Annotated in this window: 13 protein-coding genes; 3 read left to right on the forward strand and 10 right to left on the reverse strand. The window is 73.2% G+C overall.

The genetic code is table 11. The features are described from left to right. Positions 1–50: 50 nt before the first annotated feature. The 7 genes from cobA to ACIQ9E_RS13795 form a co-directional block, all read right to left on the reverse strand. Positions 51–1,322 carry a uroporphyrinogen-III C-methyltransferase gene (gene cobA / locus ACIQ9E_RS13765; protein ID WP_403706468.1) on the reverse strand — a complete coding sequence of 424 codons (1,272 nt, stop codon included), beginning with the start codon at positions 1,320–1,322 and terminating at the stop codon, positions 51–53. Positions 1,323–1,833: 511 nt separating this feature from the next. Next, the gene (gene cobT, locus ACIQ9E_RS13770) at positions 1,834–5,715 is read right to left on the reverse strand and encodes a nicotinate-nucleotide--dimethylbenzimidazole phosphoribosyltransferase (RefSeq protein WP_403706470.1); all 3,882 of its coding nucleotides are present in this window, start codon (positions 5,713–5,715) and stop codon (positions 1,834–1,836) included. Between the two features lie 338 nt (positions 5,716–6,053). Then, positions 6,054–7,364: a precorrin-6y C5,15-methyltransferase (decarboxylating) subunit CbiE gene (gene cbiE / locus ACIQ9E_RS13775; protein ID WP_403706472.1), complete on the reverse strand. Its 1,311-nt coding sequence runs from the start codon at positions 7,362–7,364 to the stop codon at positions 6,054–6,056. 186 nt (positions 7,365–7,550) lie between these two features. Then, on the reverse strand, positions 7,551–8,186 hold the full coding sequence (locus ACIQ9E_RS13780; protein WP_403706474.1) for a GNAT family N-acetyltransferase: 636 nt from the start codon (positions 8,184–8,186) through the stop codon (positions 7,551–7,553). Positions 8,187–8,384: 198 nt separating this feature from the next. Continuing rightward, positions 8,385–9,224, reverse strand: a complete 840-nt coding sequence (locus tag ACIQ9E_RS13785; protein ID WP_403706475.1) for a MetQ/NlpA family ABC transporter substrate-binding protein — start codon at positions 9,222–9,224, stop codon at positions 8,385–8,387. Positions 9,225–9,304: 80 nt separating this feature from the next. Next, entirely contained in the window at positions 9,305–10,105 is an 801-nt protein-coding gene (locus ACIQ9E_RS13790; RefSeq protein WP_403706477.1) for a methionine ABC transporter permease, read from the reverse strand. Further along, positions 10,102–11,271 carry a methionine ABC transporter ATP-binding protein gene (locus ACIQ9E_RS13795; RefSeq protein WP_403706479.1) on the reverse strand — a complete coding sequence of 390 codons (1,170 nt, stop codon included), beginning with the start codon at positions 11,269–11,271 and terminating at the stop codon, positions 10,102–10,104. Before ACIQ9E_RS13795 ends, ACIQ9E_RS13790 begins: the two co-directional genes overlap by 4 nt. Positions 11,272–11,948: 677 nt before the next feature. Between ACIQ9E_RS13795 and ACIQ9E_RS13800 the strand changes: the two genes are divergently transcribed. Both ACIQ9E_RS13800 and ACIQ9E_RS13805 read left to right on the forward strand, forming a co-directional pair. Continuing rightward, positions 11,949–12,308 carry a hypothetical protein gene (locus ACIQ9E_RS13800; protein WP_403706481.1) on the forward strand — a complete coding sequence of 120 codons (360 nt, stop codon included), beginning with the start codon at positions 11,949–11,951 and terminating at the stop codon, positions 12,306–12,308. A gap of 251 nt (positions 12,309–12,559) precedes the next feature. Next, positions 12,560–12,913 (forward strand): hypothetical protein, encoded by a 354-nt coding sequence (locus ACIQ9E_RS13805; RefSeq protein ID WP_403706827.1) that lies wholly within the window; start codon positions 12,560–12,562, stop codon positions 12,911–12,913. 112 nt (positions 12,914–13,025) lie between these two features. Here ACIQ9E_RS13805 and ACIQ9E_RS13810 read toward each other — a convergent pair whose 3' ends face one another. The 3 genes from ACIQ9E_RS13810 to ACIQ9E_RS13820 form a co-directional block, all read right to left on the reverse strand. Continuing rightward, positions 13,026–13,529, reverse strand: coding sequence for a GNAT family N-acetyltransferase (locus ACIQ9E_RS13810; RefSeq protein WP_403706483.1), 504 nt, complete (start codon positions 13,527–13,529; stop codon positions 13,026–13,028). 38 nt (positions 13,530–13,567) lie between these two features. Continuing rightward, positions 13,568–14,140: a sigma-70 family RNA polymerase sigma factor gene (locus ACIQ9E_RS13815; RefSeq protein WP_403706485.1), complete on the reverse strand. Its 573-nt coding sequence runs from the start codon at positions 14,138–14,140 to the stop codon at positions 13,568–13,570. Positions 14,141–14,267: 127 nt separating this feature from the next. Next, entirely contained in the window at positions 14,268–15,452 is a 1,185-nt protein-coding gene (locus ACIQ9E_RS13820; protein WP_403706487.1) for a glycerophosphodiester phosphodiesterase, read from the reverse strand. A 353-nt stretch (positions 15,453–15,805) separates the two neighbouring features. On the opposite strand from ACIQ9E_RS13820, the gene ACIQ9E_RS13825 reads away from it, so the two are divergent. Further along, positions 15,806–16,471, forward strand: a complete 666-nt coding sequence (locus ACIQ9E_RS13825) for a lysophospholipid acyltransferase family protein (RefSeq protein ID WP_403706489.1) — start codon at positions 15,806–15,808, stop codon at positions 16,469–16,471. The last annotated feature ends 117 nt before the right edge of the window (positions 16,472–16,588 follow it).

Genomic DNA, 16,588 nt, shown 5'->3' on the forward strand with positions numbered 1-16,588 from the left:
TGATACTGCCTTCTCCAGGGAGGGGTGCCAACGCCTGGACAGGGGTCGGGTTACTGAAGGTTAACCGGCGGGGTCGCGGCCGGGTGGCCGCCGACGGCGACGACCTCCCCGACCACGATCACCGCGGGCGGCCGGACGTCCTCGGCGGCGACGGTCTCGGCGACGGTCGACAGGGTGGCATCGACGCGGCGCTGGGCGGCCGTGGTGCCCTCCTGGACGAGGGCGACGGGTGTGGCGCCGTCCCGGCCGTGGTCCATCAGGGTCCGGGCGATCGCACCTATCTTGTCGACGCCCATCAGGATCACCAGGGTGCCGCGGAGCCGGGCGAGGGCCACCCAGTCGACCAGGGACCGCTCGTCGTCGGGGGCGACATGCCCGCTGACCACGGTGAACTCATGGGCGACCCCGCGGTGGGTGACCGGGATCCCGGCCGCGCCCGGAACGCTGATGGAGCTGGAGATACCGGGCACGACCGTGCACGCGATGCCCGCCGCGGCCAGCGCCTCGGCCTCTTCCATGCCCCGGCCGAAGACGAAGGGGTCGCCGCCCTTGAGCCGTACGACCGCCTTGCCCGCCTTGGCGTGTTCGATCAGGGCCTGGTTGATGGCCTCCTGGGCCATGAACCGGCCGTACGGGATCTTCGCCGCGTCGATCACCTCGACGTGCGGAGGCAGTTCGTCGAGCAGATCGCGCGGCCCGAGCCGGTCCGCGATGACGACGTCCGCATCGGCGAGCAGCCGCCGGCCCTTCACGGTGATCAGATCGGGGTCGCCGGGGCCGCCGCCGACGAGGGCGACGCCCGGGGTTCTCGTACGGTGCCGGCCCGCGGAGATGGTGCCGTCCCGCAGCCCTTCGACGACGGCGTCGCGGACGGCGGCCGAGCGGCGGGGGTCGCGGCAGTGGACGTCGGTGGTCAGCACGGCGACCGTGACGCCCGCGGAGCGGCCGGTCGCCGGGGTCAGCGCGGTGGCGGCGTCGGCGTCGTCGGAGCGTACGCACCAGACGCGGAGCCGTTCGGCCTCGGCGGAGGCACGGTCGTTGGCCTCGGCGTCGGAGGAGGCGACGACGACGTACCAGGCGCCTTCGAGGTCGCCCTCGCGGTAGCGGCGGCGCTCCCAGCCCAGCTCGCCGGCGGCGACCATGGCCTCGACGGAGGGGGTCGCCGAGGGGGAGACGAGCGTGATGTCCGCTCCGGCGGCGATCAGCCAGGGCAGTCGCCGCTGGGCGACCTGGCCGCCGCCGAGGACCACGACGCGGCGGCCGGTGAGGCGCAGGCCCACGGGGTAGGCGGGGTGCGGGTGCGCGGGCGGCTGCTCGGACATGTGGGTACGACTCCCTCGGGCACTGCTGATGACGGGGCGGGCGGGGCGTCCGGACCGCATCGGCACTGAGGCGGCGCCGGTGGGCGGTTCCAGGCCCGCTTCGGGCGGTTCAGGGCCCACTTTACGATGCGGCGATTCCTCCGCGGTACGCCGAAGGTCACACATCGCGGCAGGTCACCGGGGCGGGGCCGGCAGGAGCCGGGTGGCTCCCGTCCGGCGCGGGGGGGCGGGTCACCGGGGCGGGGCCGGCAGAAGCCGGGTGGCTCCCGTCCGGCGCGGGGCGCGCGGGTCCGCCCCGCCGGTGGTGAGCAGCCCCCTGGGCCCGTAGGGGGGTGGCCGGATGCCTCTCGGGCCCTGGATCCGGAAGGGTGGCCTGGGCTTGTCGGGCCCTGGTTCCGGAGGGGTGGCCTGGGCTTGTCGGGCCCGCGCAGGGCGGCCGGGCCCGGCGGAGCTGCCCGGAATGGCTCCGGGGGCCGGAGCCGGGGGTGTCCCGGCTCCGGCCCCGGGACCGCTACTTCTCGGTCACTCCCGCCGAATCGAACGTCGCCACCTCGTGCATCGCCCGGGCCGCGCTCTGGACGACGGGCAGGGCCAGCAGGGCACCGGTGCCCTCGCCGAGCCGGAGGTCGAGGTCGATCAGGGGCCGCAGACCGAGCTTGTTGAGGGCGGCGACATGGCCGGGCTCGGCGCCGCGGTGGCCTGCGATGCACGCGGCGATGGCCTCGGGGGCGATGGCACGGGCGACCAGGGCGGCGGCGCCCGCGGAGACCCCGTCGAGTACGACGGGCACGCGCAGGGACGCGCCGCCGAGGATCAGACCGACGAGCGCGGCGTGCTCCAGGCCGCCGATCGCGGCGAGGACCCCGATCGGGTCCTCCGGATCGGGCGCGTGCAGTTCGAGTCCGCGCCGGACGACATCGACCTTGCGGGCGTGCATCTCGTCGTTGATACCGGTGCCACGGCCGGTGATCTCGGACGGGTCGGTATCGGTGTAGACGCTGATCAGCGCGGCGGAGACGGTGGTGTTGGCGATGCCCATCTCGCCGGTGAGCAGGGCCTTGTTGCCTGCGGCCACCAGATCGCGGGCGGTCTCGACGCCGACCTCGACGGCCGCGAGGACCTCCTCGCGGGTGAGGGCGGGGCCGGTGGTGAAGTCGGCGGTGCCGGGGCGGACCTTGCGGGGCACCAGACCGGGCTGCGCGGGCAGTTCGGTCGCGACACCGACGTCGATGACGCAGACCTCGGCCCCGACCTGGTTGGCGAAGGCGTTGCAGACCGCTCCGCCGCCGAGGAAGTTGGCGACCATCTGGCCGGTGACCTCCTGGGGCCAGGCCGTCACGCCCTGGGCGTGGACGCCGTGGTCACCCGCGAAGATCGCGACGGCGGCGGGCTCCGGGACGGGCGGCGGGCAGACCCGGGACAACCCGCTGAGCTGGGCGGAGATGATCTCCAGCATGCCGAGGGCGCCCGCGGGCTTGGTCATCCGCTTCTGGCGTTCCCAGGCCTCGCCGAGCGCCTTGGCGTCCAGCGGGCGGATCGCGGCGACCGTCTCCTGGAGGAGGTCGTGCGGCTCCTCGCCGGGCAGCGCCCGGCGGCCGTACGTCTCCTCGTGGACGACCCAGGACAGGGGGCGGCGCTTGGACCAGCCCGCCTGCGTCAGCTCGGGCTCCTCGGGGAACTCGTCGACGTAGCCGACACAGAGGTAGGCCACGATCTCCAGATGTTCGGGCAGGCCGAGGGCGCGGACCATCTCGCGCTCGTCGAAGAAGCTGACCCAGCCGACACCGAGCCCCTCGGCGCGGGCGGCCAGCCAGAGGTTCTCGACGGCGAGCGCGGAGGAGTACGGGGCCATCTGCGGCTGGGTGTGCCGGCCCAGGGTGTGGCGGCCGCCGCGCGTCGGGTCGGCGGTCACCACGATGTTCACCGGGGTGTCGAGGATGGCCTCGATCTTGAGTTCCTTGAACTGCTTGGCACGTCCCTTGGGCAGGGACTCGGCGTAGGCGTCGCGCTGGCGCTGGGCGAGTTCGTGCATGGTGGTGCGCGTCTCGGCGGAGCGGATGACGACGAAGTCCCAGGGCTGGGAGTGGCCGACGCTGGGGGCGGTGTGGGCGGCCTCCAGAACGCGCAGCAGTACATCGTGCGGGATGGGGTCGCTGCGGAAGCCGTTGCGGATATCGCGGCGTTCGCGCATCACCTTCAGGACGGCTTCGCGCTCGGCGTCGTCGTACGCGGGCGCGGGCGGGCCCGCGGGCTCGGCGGGGGCCTCGGCGCCGGGCAGCGGCTCGGGCCCGGGGGCGGCTACGGCTTCGGGGGTCCCCGGCACGGCTTCGGCCGGGGGCTCCACGGTGGCGTCGGCCGTCGCCGGTGCTGCTTCGGCCGTCGGGGCCGCCTGCGGCGTCTGCTCGGGCTCGGGATCCGACTGCGTTTCGGCAGCGGACGCCGGCTCGGACGCGGGGGTCGCGACCGGGGCATCGGCGGAGGCGGCAGGCTCCGGGGCGACTGCCTGCGCTCCGGGGGCCTGCGCTTCGGGCATCTCTGCCTCGGGGATCTCTGCCTCGGGGATCTCTGCCTCGGGGGCGGGCGTCTCCGCCTGCTGCGGCACGGCCTGCGGGGATACGGGAACGGATCCGGGCGCCTCGGCGGATCCGGGCGTCTGCTCCTCCCCCGCAACGGGCTCCACCGCGACGGCGGCTTCGGCCGACGGCTCCGCGACGGCCGCGGGCGCGGCCACCTCGTCGGACACGGACTCGGGCTCGGGCTCGGGCTCGGGCTGCTCAGGAGCGGGAGCCACGGCCTGCTCGGGCTGTTCGGCCTGCCCACCGGCATCGGGCACCACGGCTGCCGCCTCGGGAGCCACGGCCTGCTCGGACGTCGCGTCCGCCTCAGGCGCCGCGGCCGCCTCAGGGGCCACCGGCTGCTCGGGCGTCACAAGGGCCCCGGGCGCGGCAGCCTGCTCCGGCGTCACGGTCTCCTCAGCGCTGTCCACCTGCTCGGAAGCCGCATCCTGCGCGGGCTCCTCGGCGACATCGGGCACCACGGCCTGCTGGGCCGCCACCGCCTGCTCGGAGGTCCCTTCCGCCCCGGTGGTCCCGGCCGTCTCGACCACCTCGGCCGCCTCGACCACCCCGGCGGCCGCGGGTGCGGCGGGCTCCTCGGGAGCCGGCTGCGGGACGACCGTTTCTGCGGTCGGGGCGGGGGCGGCCTCACCCTGCTGCGGTACGGCGTCCCAGGGGGCCCCGGCCTGCGGGGGAATCTCGGCCAACTGCGGACCGGCCGGAACCGGGGCCTCGCTCTCGCCGGGCACGTCCAGATACTCGGGGCCGAGCGTCGGCGGGCCGGAATCGGGCTGCACGGTCAGCGGGTGCGGGGCGACTCCGGCGGGGCCGCGATCGGCCAGGGAACGGACCACTCCGCCGGTGTTGTCGGGCAGGGGCGGACCCATATGCAGCGGGCGGCGCGCGGGCGGCGGGGTCGGGGTCGCGGACCCGGCCGCGAAAGCAGGTACCGGAACGGGCTGCTCCGCCGGGTCGGATACGGCAGGACCGTCGGTGGCCACCGGCCCGGCAACGGCCGGAACCGGCACTTCGGCCGGGGACCGGCCCTCCTCCGCCCCGGCCTGGACCGGGATCCGGACCTGGTCGGGAACGTCAGGCGCGGGAGCCTGAGCAGCGCTGCCCGCGTCGACGGGCATCCCGGCGGCGGGAGTCTGCCCGCCCGGCTGTATGACGGGGGCCGCCTGGGGGGAATCGGCGGACTCCGGGCTTCCGAGGTCCGTGGGAGCCGTATGCGCCGGCGCGGTGACCGTCCCGGCCGGGGGCATCACCCCGGGATCGGTGCCGCCGGGCTGCTCCGGGGAGCCCAGATCCGTGGGCGCGGCGAGGCCCGGCCCGGTGAACTCGGGACCCGCGGACGGCAAGCTCTGCACCGGTCCGGACACCCCGGCCACCGCCGCCTCCGGCACGGCCGGATGCGGTGCGGGGGCCGGAACGGCCTCGTACATCTGCGCGGGGACGGCGGGAGGCGCCGGCTGCACCACGGGCACTCCCTGCGGGGGCGTTGCCGGGACAGCCGCCGGAGCCGGTGCGGAAGCCGGGGCCGCGACGGGAACGGGGTGGGCCACCGGCGCCGCGCCCAGGGGCTGCACGGGCGACGGGTACTGGCCGCCCAGGGTCCCCTGGGGGTCGCTCCAGGCGCCCTGGGCGCCCGGCATCAGCAGCAGATCGTCTCCGGCCGGATGCACCGCGGGCCGGGCGGGCTCCGCGGGACCGGCGGCCGGGCGGCCGGAGGGGTCCACGAGGGTGTAGGCGTCAGGGGCGGGAACGCCCGGCTGCTGCTCCACCACGCCTGCGTTCCCCGGCAGCCCCTCGCCCGGGATCTGGCCGGTGTCGGTCATGCGTACCCCTCGCCCCATCGTTCTGTGATCCTTCGTCCATCCGCCCGGGCGGCCGATCGCGGTGCGCCCGCCGGTCTCTGACGAGAACGAGCGCATGCGCCACCCGGCACGACGGACTACCAGCATTCTCGCGGCCGTTCGCGGACGCGGCAGTGGTATCCGCCACGGCCCGCTGTGGGCTGCGCCACGCTGCGCGTCCCCCGGTTACGGCGTACCACATACCGGAGCCAATACGACACTCGTTTTCCGGTTTTCCCGGACATTGCCGAAGGAAGCGACGGCATGTCCGGTGCGGTACGACGGTCGGTCAGCCTACCTCGCGCCACCGACAACCATGGTCACGGGGCACGCTCGGGCAGCCGTCCCGAGACCAGGAAAACCACCGCGCGTTCCCGCTCCGACCAGGACTTCGGGTCGAGGTCGACCGACTGGACGAACACGCACTCCACGGCATAACCACCGGCCGCCAGAGCGGTGCAGAGGGCCTCGGCCTCGTCGCGGGTTCCGGCGTGGGTGACGATCCGCTCGGGGCGCCGGTCGGCGCAGGCGGTGACGGTCTCCACACCCCCGCCGCCGATCCGTACGACATCGGGTTCGGGCAGTTGCTCCAGCACCTGCGGGGCCCGGCCGTTGACGGTCTGCATCCGGATCCCGGCGCGGCGGGCCGCGGCGTCGGTACGGGCGCAGGCGGCAGGGTCGGCGTCGACGGCGATGACCGCGGCCCCGAAGCGCCCCGCCTCCACGGCGAGCAGCCCGCCGGCGCAGCCGACGTCCCAGACCAGATCGCCCTCCCGGGGGCCGAGCCGGGCGAGTTGGAGGGCGCGCAGGGAAGCGCCGGTGCCTTCGCTCCGGTCGCCGGCGCCCGTTCCCGTACCGCGGACGGCACCGGAATCGACACCGGGGGGAGCAGAGGGAGGGGACAGGGCGGAGAGAGGGGAGGCGGCGTCGGGACCGGTCGCGTCCGGCAGCGCCCAGCCCCGTACCCCGGCCGGGAAACCGGGGTCCCGGCCCGCGATCCAGTTGCTGTCGGCGGCCGGCGCGCCGGCCGCCCCGCCCACCACCACGACCACGTTCGGATCGCGCCAGACGTGGTCGGCGGCCTTGTCGGAGGTGACGACGGTGACCTGTTCCCGCTCGGTGCCCAGCTCCTCGCAGATCACGAAGGTGCGGTGGATACCGTCCAGGAGCAGGGCCAGTTCGGCGGGGCCCGCGCCCGGGGAGGTCAGCACGGCGACCTTGGGGTGGGCTCGGCAGACGTTGACGGCGCGCCGCAGCGTGCGGGGGTGGGCGACCACGATCCGGGCGTCGTCCCACGGCATCCCCGCGCGGGCGAAGGCGGCGGCGACGGAGGAGACCGCGGGCACCACCTCGACCTCCAGACCGTGTTCGGGCGCGCGGAGGGTCCGGACGACCCCGAAGAAGCCCGGGTCGCCGTCGGCGAGTACGACGGCGCTGCCGCGGTGTCCGGCGATCCGCCGGGCGGCGAGGCCGATACTGCCGAGGCGGATGCGTTCGGCGTTCCCCGGGACTTCGGGGAGGGCGAGATGATGGGCCGCCCCGGCGACCAGGGTGGCGGCCGAGAGGGCGGACCGGGCCGCGGCGGTGAGGGGTGAGCCGTCCCAGCCGATCACCGTGACGCGGTCGGCCATGGTCGTCAGTCTCCCTGGAATCGTCGCAGGTGGGGGGGTGGTGGGTCTGCCGGGGCCGCGCGGAGGCGGGCCGGGGCGGCTCGGGAAGAGGAACCCATTGAACCAGTTGGAACACTGAATCAGTTGGGCGTACGGGAGTCCACCGGAGTCCGCCGCGCCCCGCCGGGATCGAGGCCGGTGCCGGTCTCAGCTCCAGTCCGAGTAGGCGGCGTACCCGGACTCGGCCGAACCCTCGGCGACCCCGTCGAGGTCCTCCGGCAGCAGGCTCCAGACGATCAGATCGGTGCGCGTCTCGGTCCAGCTGCCGTCGGCGGCCCGGATCCGGGCCAGCCAGGCGTTGCGCAGCACCCCTTCGCTGATGGCGCCGATCTTCTGGGCCACCTGCTGCGATGCGGTGTTGTCGGCGGCGGTGCGGAGTTCGAGCCGTTCGAACTTCCGGTCGCGGAAGAGCCACTTGGCGACGGCGAGGAGGGATTCGGTGGCGTAGCCCTCGCCGCGGGCCCAGGGCGCGGTGGCGTATGCCGCCTCGGCGGTGAGCACCCGCCAGTCGGTGTTCTTCAGCCGTACGGTCCCCACCAGCCGCTGGGTGAGGAATTCGGTGACGGCGAAGACGATCCCCCGGCCCGAGGTGCGCTGCGCGGGCGCTATCTCGTGGATCCACCGCTCGGCGTCGGCCCGGAGGAAGGGATGCGGTACGGGTGTCCAGGCGGTGACCGTCTCGTCGTTCATCATCTCGGTGTACGCCGGGACGTCGGCCTCCTCGAAGGGGCGCAGCACCAGTCGCTCCGTACTGATGGACACGTCCGGAAAGGTGGTAGTCATGCGCCGCTCCGTAACCATGGTCTGCGGGGAACAGGCGACCGGTGGCCTGCCGAAAGGCCCAGCATGCAGCATGGGCCGACCGGGTGGCACCGCGGGGGCGGGTGCGGAACGGGCGGAGCCCCGCACCCCGGGCGGGGGTGCGGGGCGGGGCGCCGGACGGCGGACCGGCCGGTCGGCGGGTGACCGGCGGCCGGCCGATCAGAAGGCCGGGATGACCGAGCCGTCGTACTTGTCCGCGATGAACTTCTTCACCTCGGGCGTCGTGAGCAGCTTGGCGAGCTTGACCACGCGCGGGTCCTTCTCGCTGCCTTCCTTGACCGCGAGGAAGTTGCCGTACGGGTTGTTCTCGGCGGACTCCAGGACGAGGGAGTCGTTCTTCGGGCTGAGCTTGGTCTGCACCGCGTAGTTGCCGTTGATCACAGCGGCGTCGACGTCACCGAGGGCCCTCGGCACGGCCGCGGCCTCCAGCTCCTTGAAGGTGAGCTTCTTGGGGTTCTCGGCGATGTCCTTCGGGGTGGCCTCGTTGCCCGTACCCGGCTTCAGCTTGATGAGGCCGTTCTGCTCCAGCAGGCGGAGGGCGCGGGCCTCGTTGGTGGTGTCGTTGGGCAGGGCGACGGTGGCGCCCTCCTTGAGGTCGGCGAGCTTGTCGACCTTCTTGGAGTACAGGCCCAGCGGCTCCAGGTGGACGGTGACGACCGGGACGATGGTCGTCTTGTTCTTCTTGTTGAAGTCGTCCAGGTACGGCTTGTGCTGGAAGTAGTTGGCGCCGACCTCACCGCTCTGGGTGGCGGTGTTGGGGGTGACGTAGTCGGCGAACTCCTTGACCTCCAGCTTGAGGTCTTCCTTGGCGGCCAGCTGGTCCTTGACGAAGCCGAGGATCTCGGCGTGCGGAACGGAGCTGGCGGCGACGACCAGGGGCTTGGACGGGTCGGCCCCGGCCCCGGTCTTGTTGGCGTCGTCCTTGCCGCAGGCGGTGAGCCCGAGGGTCAGTGCTCCGGCGGCGAGGACAGCGGTGGTGATCTTGGCAGTGTTACGCACGAAAAGTGCCTTTCTCCATGGGTGGTGCGGTGGTGCGGACCCGGACGGGTCGCGGGAAGGGAAGGTTCTGGGGCGGGGGCTCAGTCGGCCTTGACCGGCTGCGGCGGACGGGTCGCGCCGGCCGCGCCCGTCGCTTCGAGGGCTCCGGTGGTGTTCGCGACGGTGACGGCGTCCGCGGCCCGGGAGGCCTTCAGCAGCCTGAGCCGGGGGGCCGGTCCGCCGCGGCCGCGGCGGTGCAGGGCACGGGCCGCGTAGTCCCCGGCGAACTGGATGACGGCGATGACCGCGGCCAGCACGGCGACGGTGATCCACATCATCTCGGTCTCGAAGCGCTGGTAGCCGTAGCGGATGGCGATATCACCGAGTCCGCCGGCGCCGACCGTGCCGGCCATGGCGGAGTAGCCGATCAGTGCGACGACGGTCGTCGTGGCACCGGCGATCAGGGACGGCAGGGATTCCGGTACGAGGACCTTGCGGACCACCGTCCAGGTGCTGCCGCCCATCGACTGCACGGCCTCGACGAGACCGCCGTCGACCTCCCGTACAGAGGTCTCCACCAGACGGGCGAAGAAGGGGATCGCCCCGATGGCCAGGGGGACGATCGCGCCCTCGCGGCCGATGGTGGTGCCGGTGATCGCCTTGGTGAACGGCAGCAGGGCGACCATCAGGATGATGAACGGCATCGAACGGGTGACGTTGACGATCTGGCCGATCACCTTGTTGGCGACGGTGTTGGCGAGCAGACCGCCCTTGTCGGTGAGGACGAGGACAATGCCCAGCGGCAGTCCGACGGCCACAGCGATGAGGGCGGACCAGCCGACCATGTAGAGCGTGTCCCAGCTCGCCTGTTCCAGCAGCGGCTGCATCTCGGACCAGGTCACTGGGCACCGTCCTTCACCAGGTTCGGAGCAGAAGCGTTCGGAGCGGAAGCGTCAGGGCCCGACGGACCCGGGTCCGACGATTCCTGCCCGGAAGCGGAAGCAGCGTCGGAACCGGCGGCCGGTCCGGAAACGGAACCGGGAGCGGCGCCGGGAGCGGAGTCCGTTCCGGTGATCACGTCGATCTGGAGACCCTGTTCGCGCAGGAAGCCGATGGGGACGACGTTCTCCTCGAAGCGGCCGGGCAGTTCGATCCGCATCCGGCCGACCTGCCTGCCGCCGACGGTGTCCATCGCGGCACCGAGAATCGAGATGTCGATGTTGTAGGTCCGGGAGAGCTGCGAGATCACCGGCTGGGTCGCCGCGTCGCCGTGGAAGGTGACGTCGACGACCGTGCGGTCGTCGCCCGAGGCCGTCCCGCTGACCGGGAAGAGGGCCGAGGCGAGCTGCGATCCCGGGGTGGCGAGCAGCTCGCTGACGGTGCCCGATTCGACGATCCGGCCGCGCTCCATCAGGGCTGCGGAGTCGCAGACCGACTTCACGACGTCCATTTCGTGGGTGATCAGCAGCACGGTCAGGCCGAGCCGCTCGTTCAGATCGCGCAGCAGCTGGAGGATGGAACGGGTGGTCTCCGGGTCGAGGGCGCTGGTGGCCTCGTCCGACAGGAGCACCTTGGGGTCGCCCGCCAGGGCGCGGGCGATGCCGACGCGCTGCTTCTGGCCGCCGGACAGCTGGCTGGGGTAGGACCGCGCCTTGTCGGCGAGACCGACCAGGTCGAGGAGTTCGAGGGCCTTGCGGCTCCGCTCGCGGCCCGAGAGTCCGAGGATCTCCAGCGGGAGTTCGATGTTGCTCTGGACGGTGCGCGACGAGAGCAGGTTGAAGTGCTGGAAGACCATGCCGATCCGGCTGCGGGCCGCGCGCAGCTCCCGCCCGGCGCGCGGGCCCTTCCCGGCGAGGGCGGTGAGCCGGACGCCGTCCACGGTCACGGTGCCGGAGGTGGGGCGCTCCAGCAGGTTGACGCAGCGGATCAGGGAGGACTTGCCGGCGCCGCTCTGCCCGATGACGCCGTACACCTCGCCTTCCCTGACATGGAGGTCCACGCCGTCCAGGGCGGTGACCTCGCGTCCTCGCGAGCGGTAGACCTTGGTCAGGCCCGTTGTGGTGATCACTGGGTTCGTCCGTCACTGTCGAGTGCGCGGCAAGGTCGTCGCCGGGCACGGGGCTTTCGTCGTCGATACCGTCGGACCGGCCGGAAACCGCCGTTCCCGTACGGGCAGACACCGGCTCGGGGCGCTGCCGCGCACAGTCCTCCGGAGCCACCGCGCGGGGATCTCGTCGACGAGATCCGGGGCGGGGGCGTGGCGGAGGCGGTCACGGGGTTCGGGGGGCAGCCACGGTCCGTCTCAGGGGACGTCGCGGGCTGCGCGGTCTCTCACTTCGGGGCGCGAGGTGCGGTTCGGGGGCCCTCAGAAGGCGCACATTCGACACAGACAACGAGCACCGGGCGTGGTCTTCGCCTCGGTCGCAGGGCTGCGGTAGCTCGTCGTGGTCATGGCGGTAAGTAAAGCAGACCGCTTTCCGCGAGCAACCGAGCGTCCGAATAGCGGACACTCTGGTTCGGCCGCCGGATTGCCCCGGCGGCCGCTCCGGCCCTCCGTCTCACGGCTCTGACCTGCGAATTCACCGGAGCCGTCCGCGGTACGGCACGGAGCGCGGCCCTGAACGGGCGAACGGGCGCTGTGGTCAAGGCCACGATCGGACCGGCCACCGCCGGGCCGCAGCACCACCGCGGAGGACCCCGGGGCCGCCCGCCGCGGCCTCCGCGCGCCGTAATACGCTCGGGGCCATGCTCGACGCCCTCACGGTCGCGATCTCCGTCACCGCGCTCGCCCTCGCCGCCTGGTGCGGCTACGCCGCCTACCGCGACCAGCCCACCAAGGACTGGCACTTCATCGGCATGGCCGTGGTGACCGGGCTGGCGCTGGTCCAGCTGGTGGTGGGCATCGTCCGGCTGGCGGGCGGCGACGAGCCCGCGCAGGGCACCACGATCTTCGTCGCCTATCTGATCGGCGCGCTCGCGACCGTACCGTCCGCGGGGGTGCTGTCGCTGGCCGAGCGGACGCGCTGGGGTTCGGCGACCGTGGCCGCCGGTGCGGTCCTGCTCGCGGTCCTCGAAGTGCGGCTGTACGACATCTGGGGAGGCTGACGATGACCGAGCCCACCACCACCGGAGCCGGCGTACGGACCGGCGACGGCCCCGCGACCGGAATCCCGTCCGGAATCGAGAACGGAACCGGAACCGGAACCGAGAACGGGACCGAAGTCGAAACCGGGACCGGCACCGGGACGCCCGGCGGATCGCGGACCGCGGAGGGAAGCGGTACGAGCACGGCCGCCGCCCGGGACTCCCGGCTCGTCAAGGGCCCCGGGCTGCTGCTCGTATGGCTCTACGGGGTGATGTCGGTGGGCGCCGTCTCCCGGTCCGTGCTCCATATCCTCACCGACTTCGACCGGGCCCCGCTCGCCCACGGACTGTCGGCCGCCGCCGCGGCCGTGTACGTGTTCATCACCTACACCCTCGTCCGCGGCGGGGAGACCGCCCGCAAGGCGGGCCTGGTGTGCTGTGCGGTCGAGCTGGTGGGCGTACTGGTCGTCGGCACCTGGACCCTGGTGGACCCGTCCGCGTTCCCGGACTCCACCGTCTGGTCCGGCTACGGCTGGGGCTATGTCTTCCTGCCCGTACTGCTGCCAGTCACCGGCCTGCTGTGGCTGCGCCGCTCGCGTACCGAAACGGCCGCCGCCGGCGCCTGAGCAGCCCGCGCCCGAGCAGCGTGCGTCCGAGCAGCCCGCGCCGGAGAAACCGGCGCCTGAGCAGCGGGCTCCCCCGTCCCGCCCGGCACCGCGCCGGACCCGCCCGCTCCGCTCAGGCGCTGGTGACGAACGTCCCCGCCGCCGCTTCCTTCTCCAGCGTGACCAGGGTGAGCCGGGGCCCGACCTCCTCGCGGGCCACCGGCACATAGCCGTGGCTGCGGTAGAGCCGGAGGTTGCCCTCACTGCGGTGACCGGTGAACAGCTGGAACTTCCGCGCGGCGGGCGCCCCCGCGAAATGCGCCTCGATGGCCGCCAGCAGCCGCCCGCCGAGACCGTGGCGCTGCATCCGCGGATGGACGATGAGCTTCGAGATCTGCGCCGTACCGGTCTCGTCGATCCAACCGCGCACCGAGGCCACCACCTCGTCACCGAGCCGGGCGACCAGCGCGTGCCCCTGGTCCAGCTCGGCCCGCACACCCCCCAGGGACTGGGTGAGCGGCTCGATGGCGTAATCGCCGTAGATCTCCGCCTCGGACTGGTAGCAAAGGTATTGGAGCTTGAGGATCTGCTCCGCGTCCTGCGCCGTCGCCGCTGAGATGGTCACGCTCATGCCCATGCGCGCATGCCTCCCGCTCACCTGTCCCTACCGGTTGTCTAACGCTCCTTTCCCCGATGTTCAGGAGCCGCAACCTCTGCCGCGAGCATTCTGCGCAGACATCCCAGGCAACGGGAACGCATCGGCCCTAGACTTCCCTGTGAGATATTCAACTCTCCTGCGATTTCACGGTATGTAGAGTCGCGGGGCGACAACATCGCAGAAAGCAGCCGGGGGCAGTCACCCGGCGTACGGGCGACCGCCGACCGGACCGCGCGGCCCGTCTCCGCCCGCAGGGCCGCATGCTCGGCGCTCTCCCCCTGGGCCGCAGCCCCGGAGCCGTCCGGCGCACCCTCGGTGAGCGGCCGCTCCCGGGCCGCCCTGCGGCGGGCCCGCCGGGCCTCGGCCCGCACCACGGCCCGTACCCAGCGGGCCGGATCCCGCGGCGGACCGGCCCGGCCGAGCCGTTCGAACAGCCGCACCCAGAGGGCCTGTTCCAGATCCCCGGCGTCGGCCGCGGCAGCGGGGGCCTCGGCCGTCGCCTCCGCGGCGACCAGCGGGCCGAGGGCGGCCACCATTTCCGCCGCCTCGTCCGCCGGTACGCCCGGGGCTCCGGCTGCGGGACGCGTCATACCGGCCGGGACGTACCGCCGCCCGGCGAGGTTGCCCGGCGGCGGCATCCTCACCCGTACGGGGGAACACTCCCGACGTACGGCCCAGGCCACGAAGGGCACCCGGTTGCCGTCATATCCCTGCTCTTCAGTCCTGTACGGCGTCGGCCGCCGCCAGCAGGCCGGTATCCGGGTGGTCGGTGAAAATGCCGTCGATGCCCGTGGCGAAGTAGCGGCGGTAGGCGCCGAAGACGTCCCCGTACCCGTTGGGGTCGGTGCCCGGGGTCGTGGTGTCCCGGTCGCGCCGGAAGTCGGCCGGGAGGAAGGTGTTCTCGTTGCGCAGGGTGTACGGGTGGAGGATCAGACCCCGTCGATGGGCGTCCCGCACCAGGGTGGTGGGGGTGCCGAGCCTGCCGTCCGGGCCCTTGGGGATGACCAGGTCCAGCGTGGGCCCGATGCCCTGGGCGTAGGAGGCGATCCACTTCAGCCCCGCCGGGGTGATCAGATCGGCCACGGTCCGCGGATCGCCCGCCTCGGTGAAGTCCCACGGCCGGGTTCCGGCGCCGGAGAGCAGCACCACGCGCGGCGCGTCCACCAGCCGGGCCATCCGCTGCATGCTGCTCGGCTCGAAGGACTGGAGGAAGACGGGGGCGTCGCGGCCGTCCCGGCCGTACCGGCGCAACAACCGGGCCAGCGGCTCCTCCAGACCCAGGCCGAGCTTCCGGAAGTAGGTGGGGTGTTTGGTCTCGGCGTGCAGCCACACCGGCCGGCCCCGCCGGCGCCCCTCACGGTCCGCCCACTTCAGAACCTCCTCGAAGGTGGGCACCGTCCAGCGGCCGTCGTAGAGGGTGTTGTCCGGCCGGACGCCCGGGATCCGCTCCTTCGCCCGCAGCGTCCTCAGCTCGGCCAGGGTGAAGTCCTCGGTGAACCAGCCCGTCATCGACGTGCCGTCGACGGTCTTCGTGGTCCGGCGGGCCGCGAACTCCGGGCGGTCGGCGATATCGGTGGTGCCGGTGATGTCGTTCTCGTGACGGCAGACCAGATGGCCGTCCCGGGTGGGCACCAGATCCTGTTCGATCACATGCGCGCCCAGGTCGAGGGCGAGCTGATAGGCGCCGATGGTGTGCTCGGGGCGGTAGCCGCTGGCGCCGCGGTGGGCGATGACCGTGGGGTACGGGAGATTCCGGTACCCGTCGCGGTCCCTTCGCGCCGGACCGTCCGCGGCCGCGTGCGCCGTGCCCGCCGCCCCGCCCGCTCCGGCGGCGGCCGCGCCGAGCGCCGCCGCCCCCAGGACCGTACGCCGTCCGGGCCGTACCTGCGCGCCCTCTGTCATCGGGGTTCCTCCCTCGTGGTCCGTGTCCGTCGTCCGGTGTCCGGTGCCGGTTCCCGCCCGATTCCGGCGGATACCGGTCCGCTGTCCGACGGCCCGACGCTAGGGAGTGCCGCGGTACGGGCGGCGGCTCCCCGGCGAACGGCGGTCGAACACATGTCAACACGGAGTATCGGTGTGTATCGAGTCCGTGAACCCGACGTGCGGCGAGGGCGGAGCCGCGAGTATGGTCCTCACCTGCACCGCCCGCTGTACCGACCGCTGTCTTGACCGCTGTATTGACCGCTGTACCGACCGATCCGACACCCGATCCGACACCGAACCAAGGTCACCGCCGGAGGCCCCCGTTGTCCCGCATGTCGCTCATCAAGGCCGTCCTCGGACCCGTCCTGCGCCTGATGTTCCGGCCCCAGGTGGAAGGCGCGGAGAACATCCCCGGTACCGGCCCGGTCATCCTGGCGGGCAACCACCTCACCTTCATCGACTCGATGGTCCTGCCGCTGGTCTGCTCCCGGCCCGTGTACTTCATCGGCAAGGACGAGTACGTGACCGGAAAGGGCGTCAAGGGCAGGCTGATGGCCTGGTTCTTCACCGGTGTCGGCATGGTCCCCGTCGACCGGGACGGGGCGAACGGCGGTGTCGCCGCGCTCAACACCGGCCGCCGGCTGCTGGAACAGGGCAAGATCTTCGGCATCTACCCCGAGGGCACCCGCTCCCCCGACGGCCGGCTCTACCGGGGCCGGCCCGGGATCGCCCGGCTCACCCTGATGACGGGTGCGCCCGTGGTGCCGTTCGCCGTCATCGGCACCGACAAGCTCCAGCCGGGCGGTTCGGGGCTGCCCCGGCCCGGCCGGGTGACCGTCCGCTTCGGTACGGCGATGGAGTTCTCCCGGTACGAGGGCATGGGCCGGGACCGCTACGTCCTGCGGGCCGTCACGGACTCGGTGATGGCCGAGGTGATGGCACTCTCCGGGCAGGAGTACGTCGACATCTACGCCACCAAGGCGAAGAAGGCCGCCTGACCGCACCGGGCACACATCGCGACAGAGGGCCGGGGGGGGGGGCCCCCCCGGGGGGGGGCCCCCCCCCCGCGGGGGGGGGGGGGGGGGGGGGGCGGGCGGGGGGGGGGGGGGCCCCCC

Source organism: Streptomyces sp. NPDC094448, assembly GCF_044763775.1.
Taxonomy (GTDB): domain Bacteria; phylum Actinomycetota; class Actinomycetes; order Streptomycetales; family Streptomycetaceae; genus Streptomyces.

Coding starts and splice junctions, on each gene's coding strand:
- cobA (WP_403706468.1), bottom strand. CDS start 1,322: ATGTCCGAGCAGCCGCCCGCGCACCCGCACCCCGCCTACCCCGTGGGC.
- cobT (WP_403706470.1), bottom strand. CDS start 5,715: ATGACCGACACCGGCCAGATCCCGGGCGAGGGGCTGCCGGGGAACGCA.
- cbiE (WP_403706472.1), bottom strand. CDS start 7,364: ATGGCCGACCGCGTCACGGTGATCGGCTGGGACGGCTCACCCCTCACC.
- ACIQ9E_RS13780 (WP_403706474.1), bottom strand. CDS start 8,186: ATGACTACCACCTTTCCGGACGTGTCCATCAGTACGGAGCGACTGGTG.
- ACIQ9E_RS13800 (WP_403706481.1), top strand. CDS start 11,949: ATGCTCGACGCCCTCACGGTCGCGATCTCCGTCACCGCGCTCGCCCTC.
- ACIQ9E_RS13805 (WP_403706827.1), top strand. CDS start 12,560: ATGTCGGTGGGCGCCGTCTCCCGGTCCGTGCTCCATATCCTCACCGAC.
- ACIQ9E_RS13810 (WP_403706483.1), bottom strand. CDS start 13,529: ATGGGCATGAGCGTGACCATCTCAGCGGCGACGGCGCAGGACGCGGAG.
- ACIQ9E_RS13815 (WP_403706485.1), bottom strand. CDS start 14,140: ATGACGCGTCCCGCAGCCGGAGCCCCGGGCGTACCGGCGGACGAGGCG.
- ACIQ9E_RS13820 (WP_403706487.1), bottom strand. CDS start 15,452: ATGACAGAGGGCGCGCAGGTACGGCCCGGACGGCGTACGGTCCTGGGG.
- ACIQ9E_RS13825 (WP_403706489.1), top strand. CDS start 15,806: ATGTCGCTCATCAAGGCCGTCCTCGGACCCGTCCTGCGCCTGATGTTC.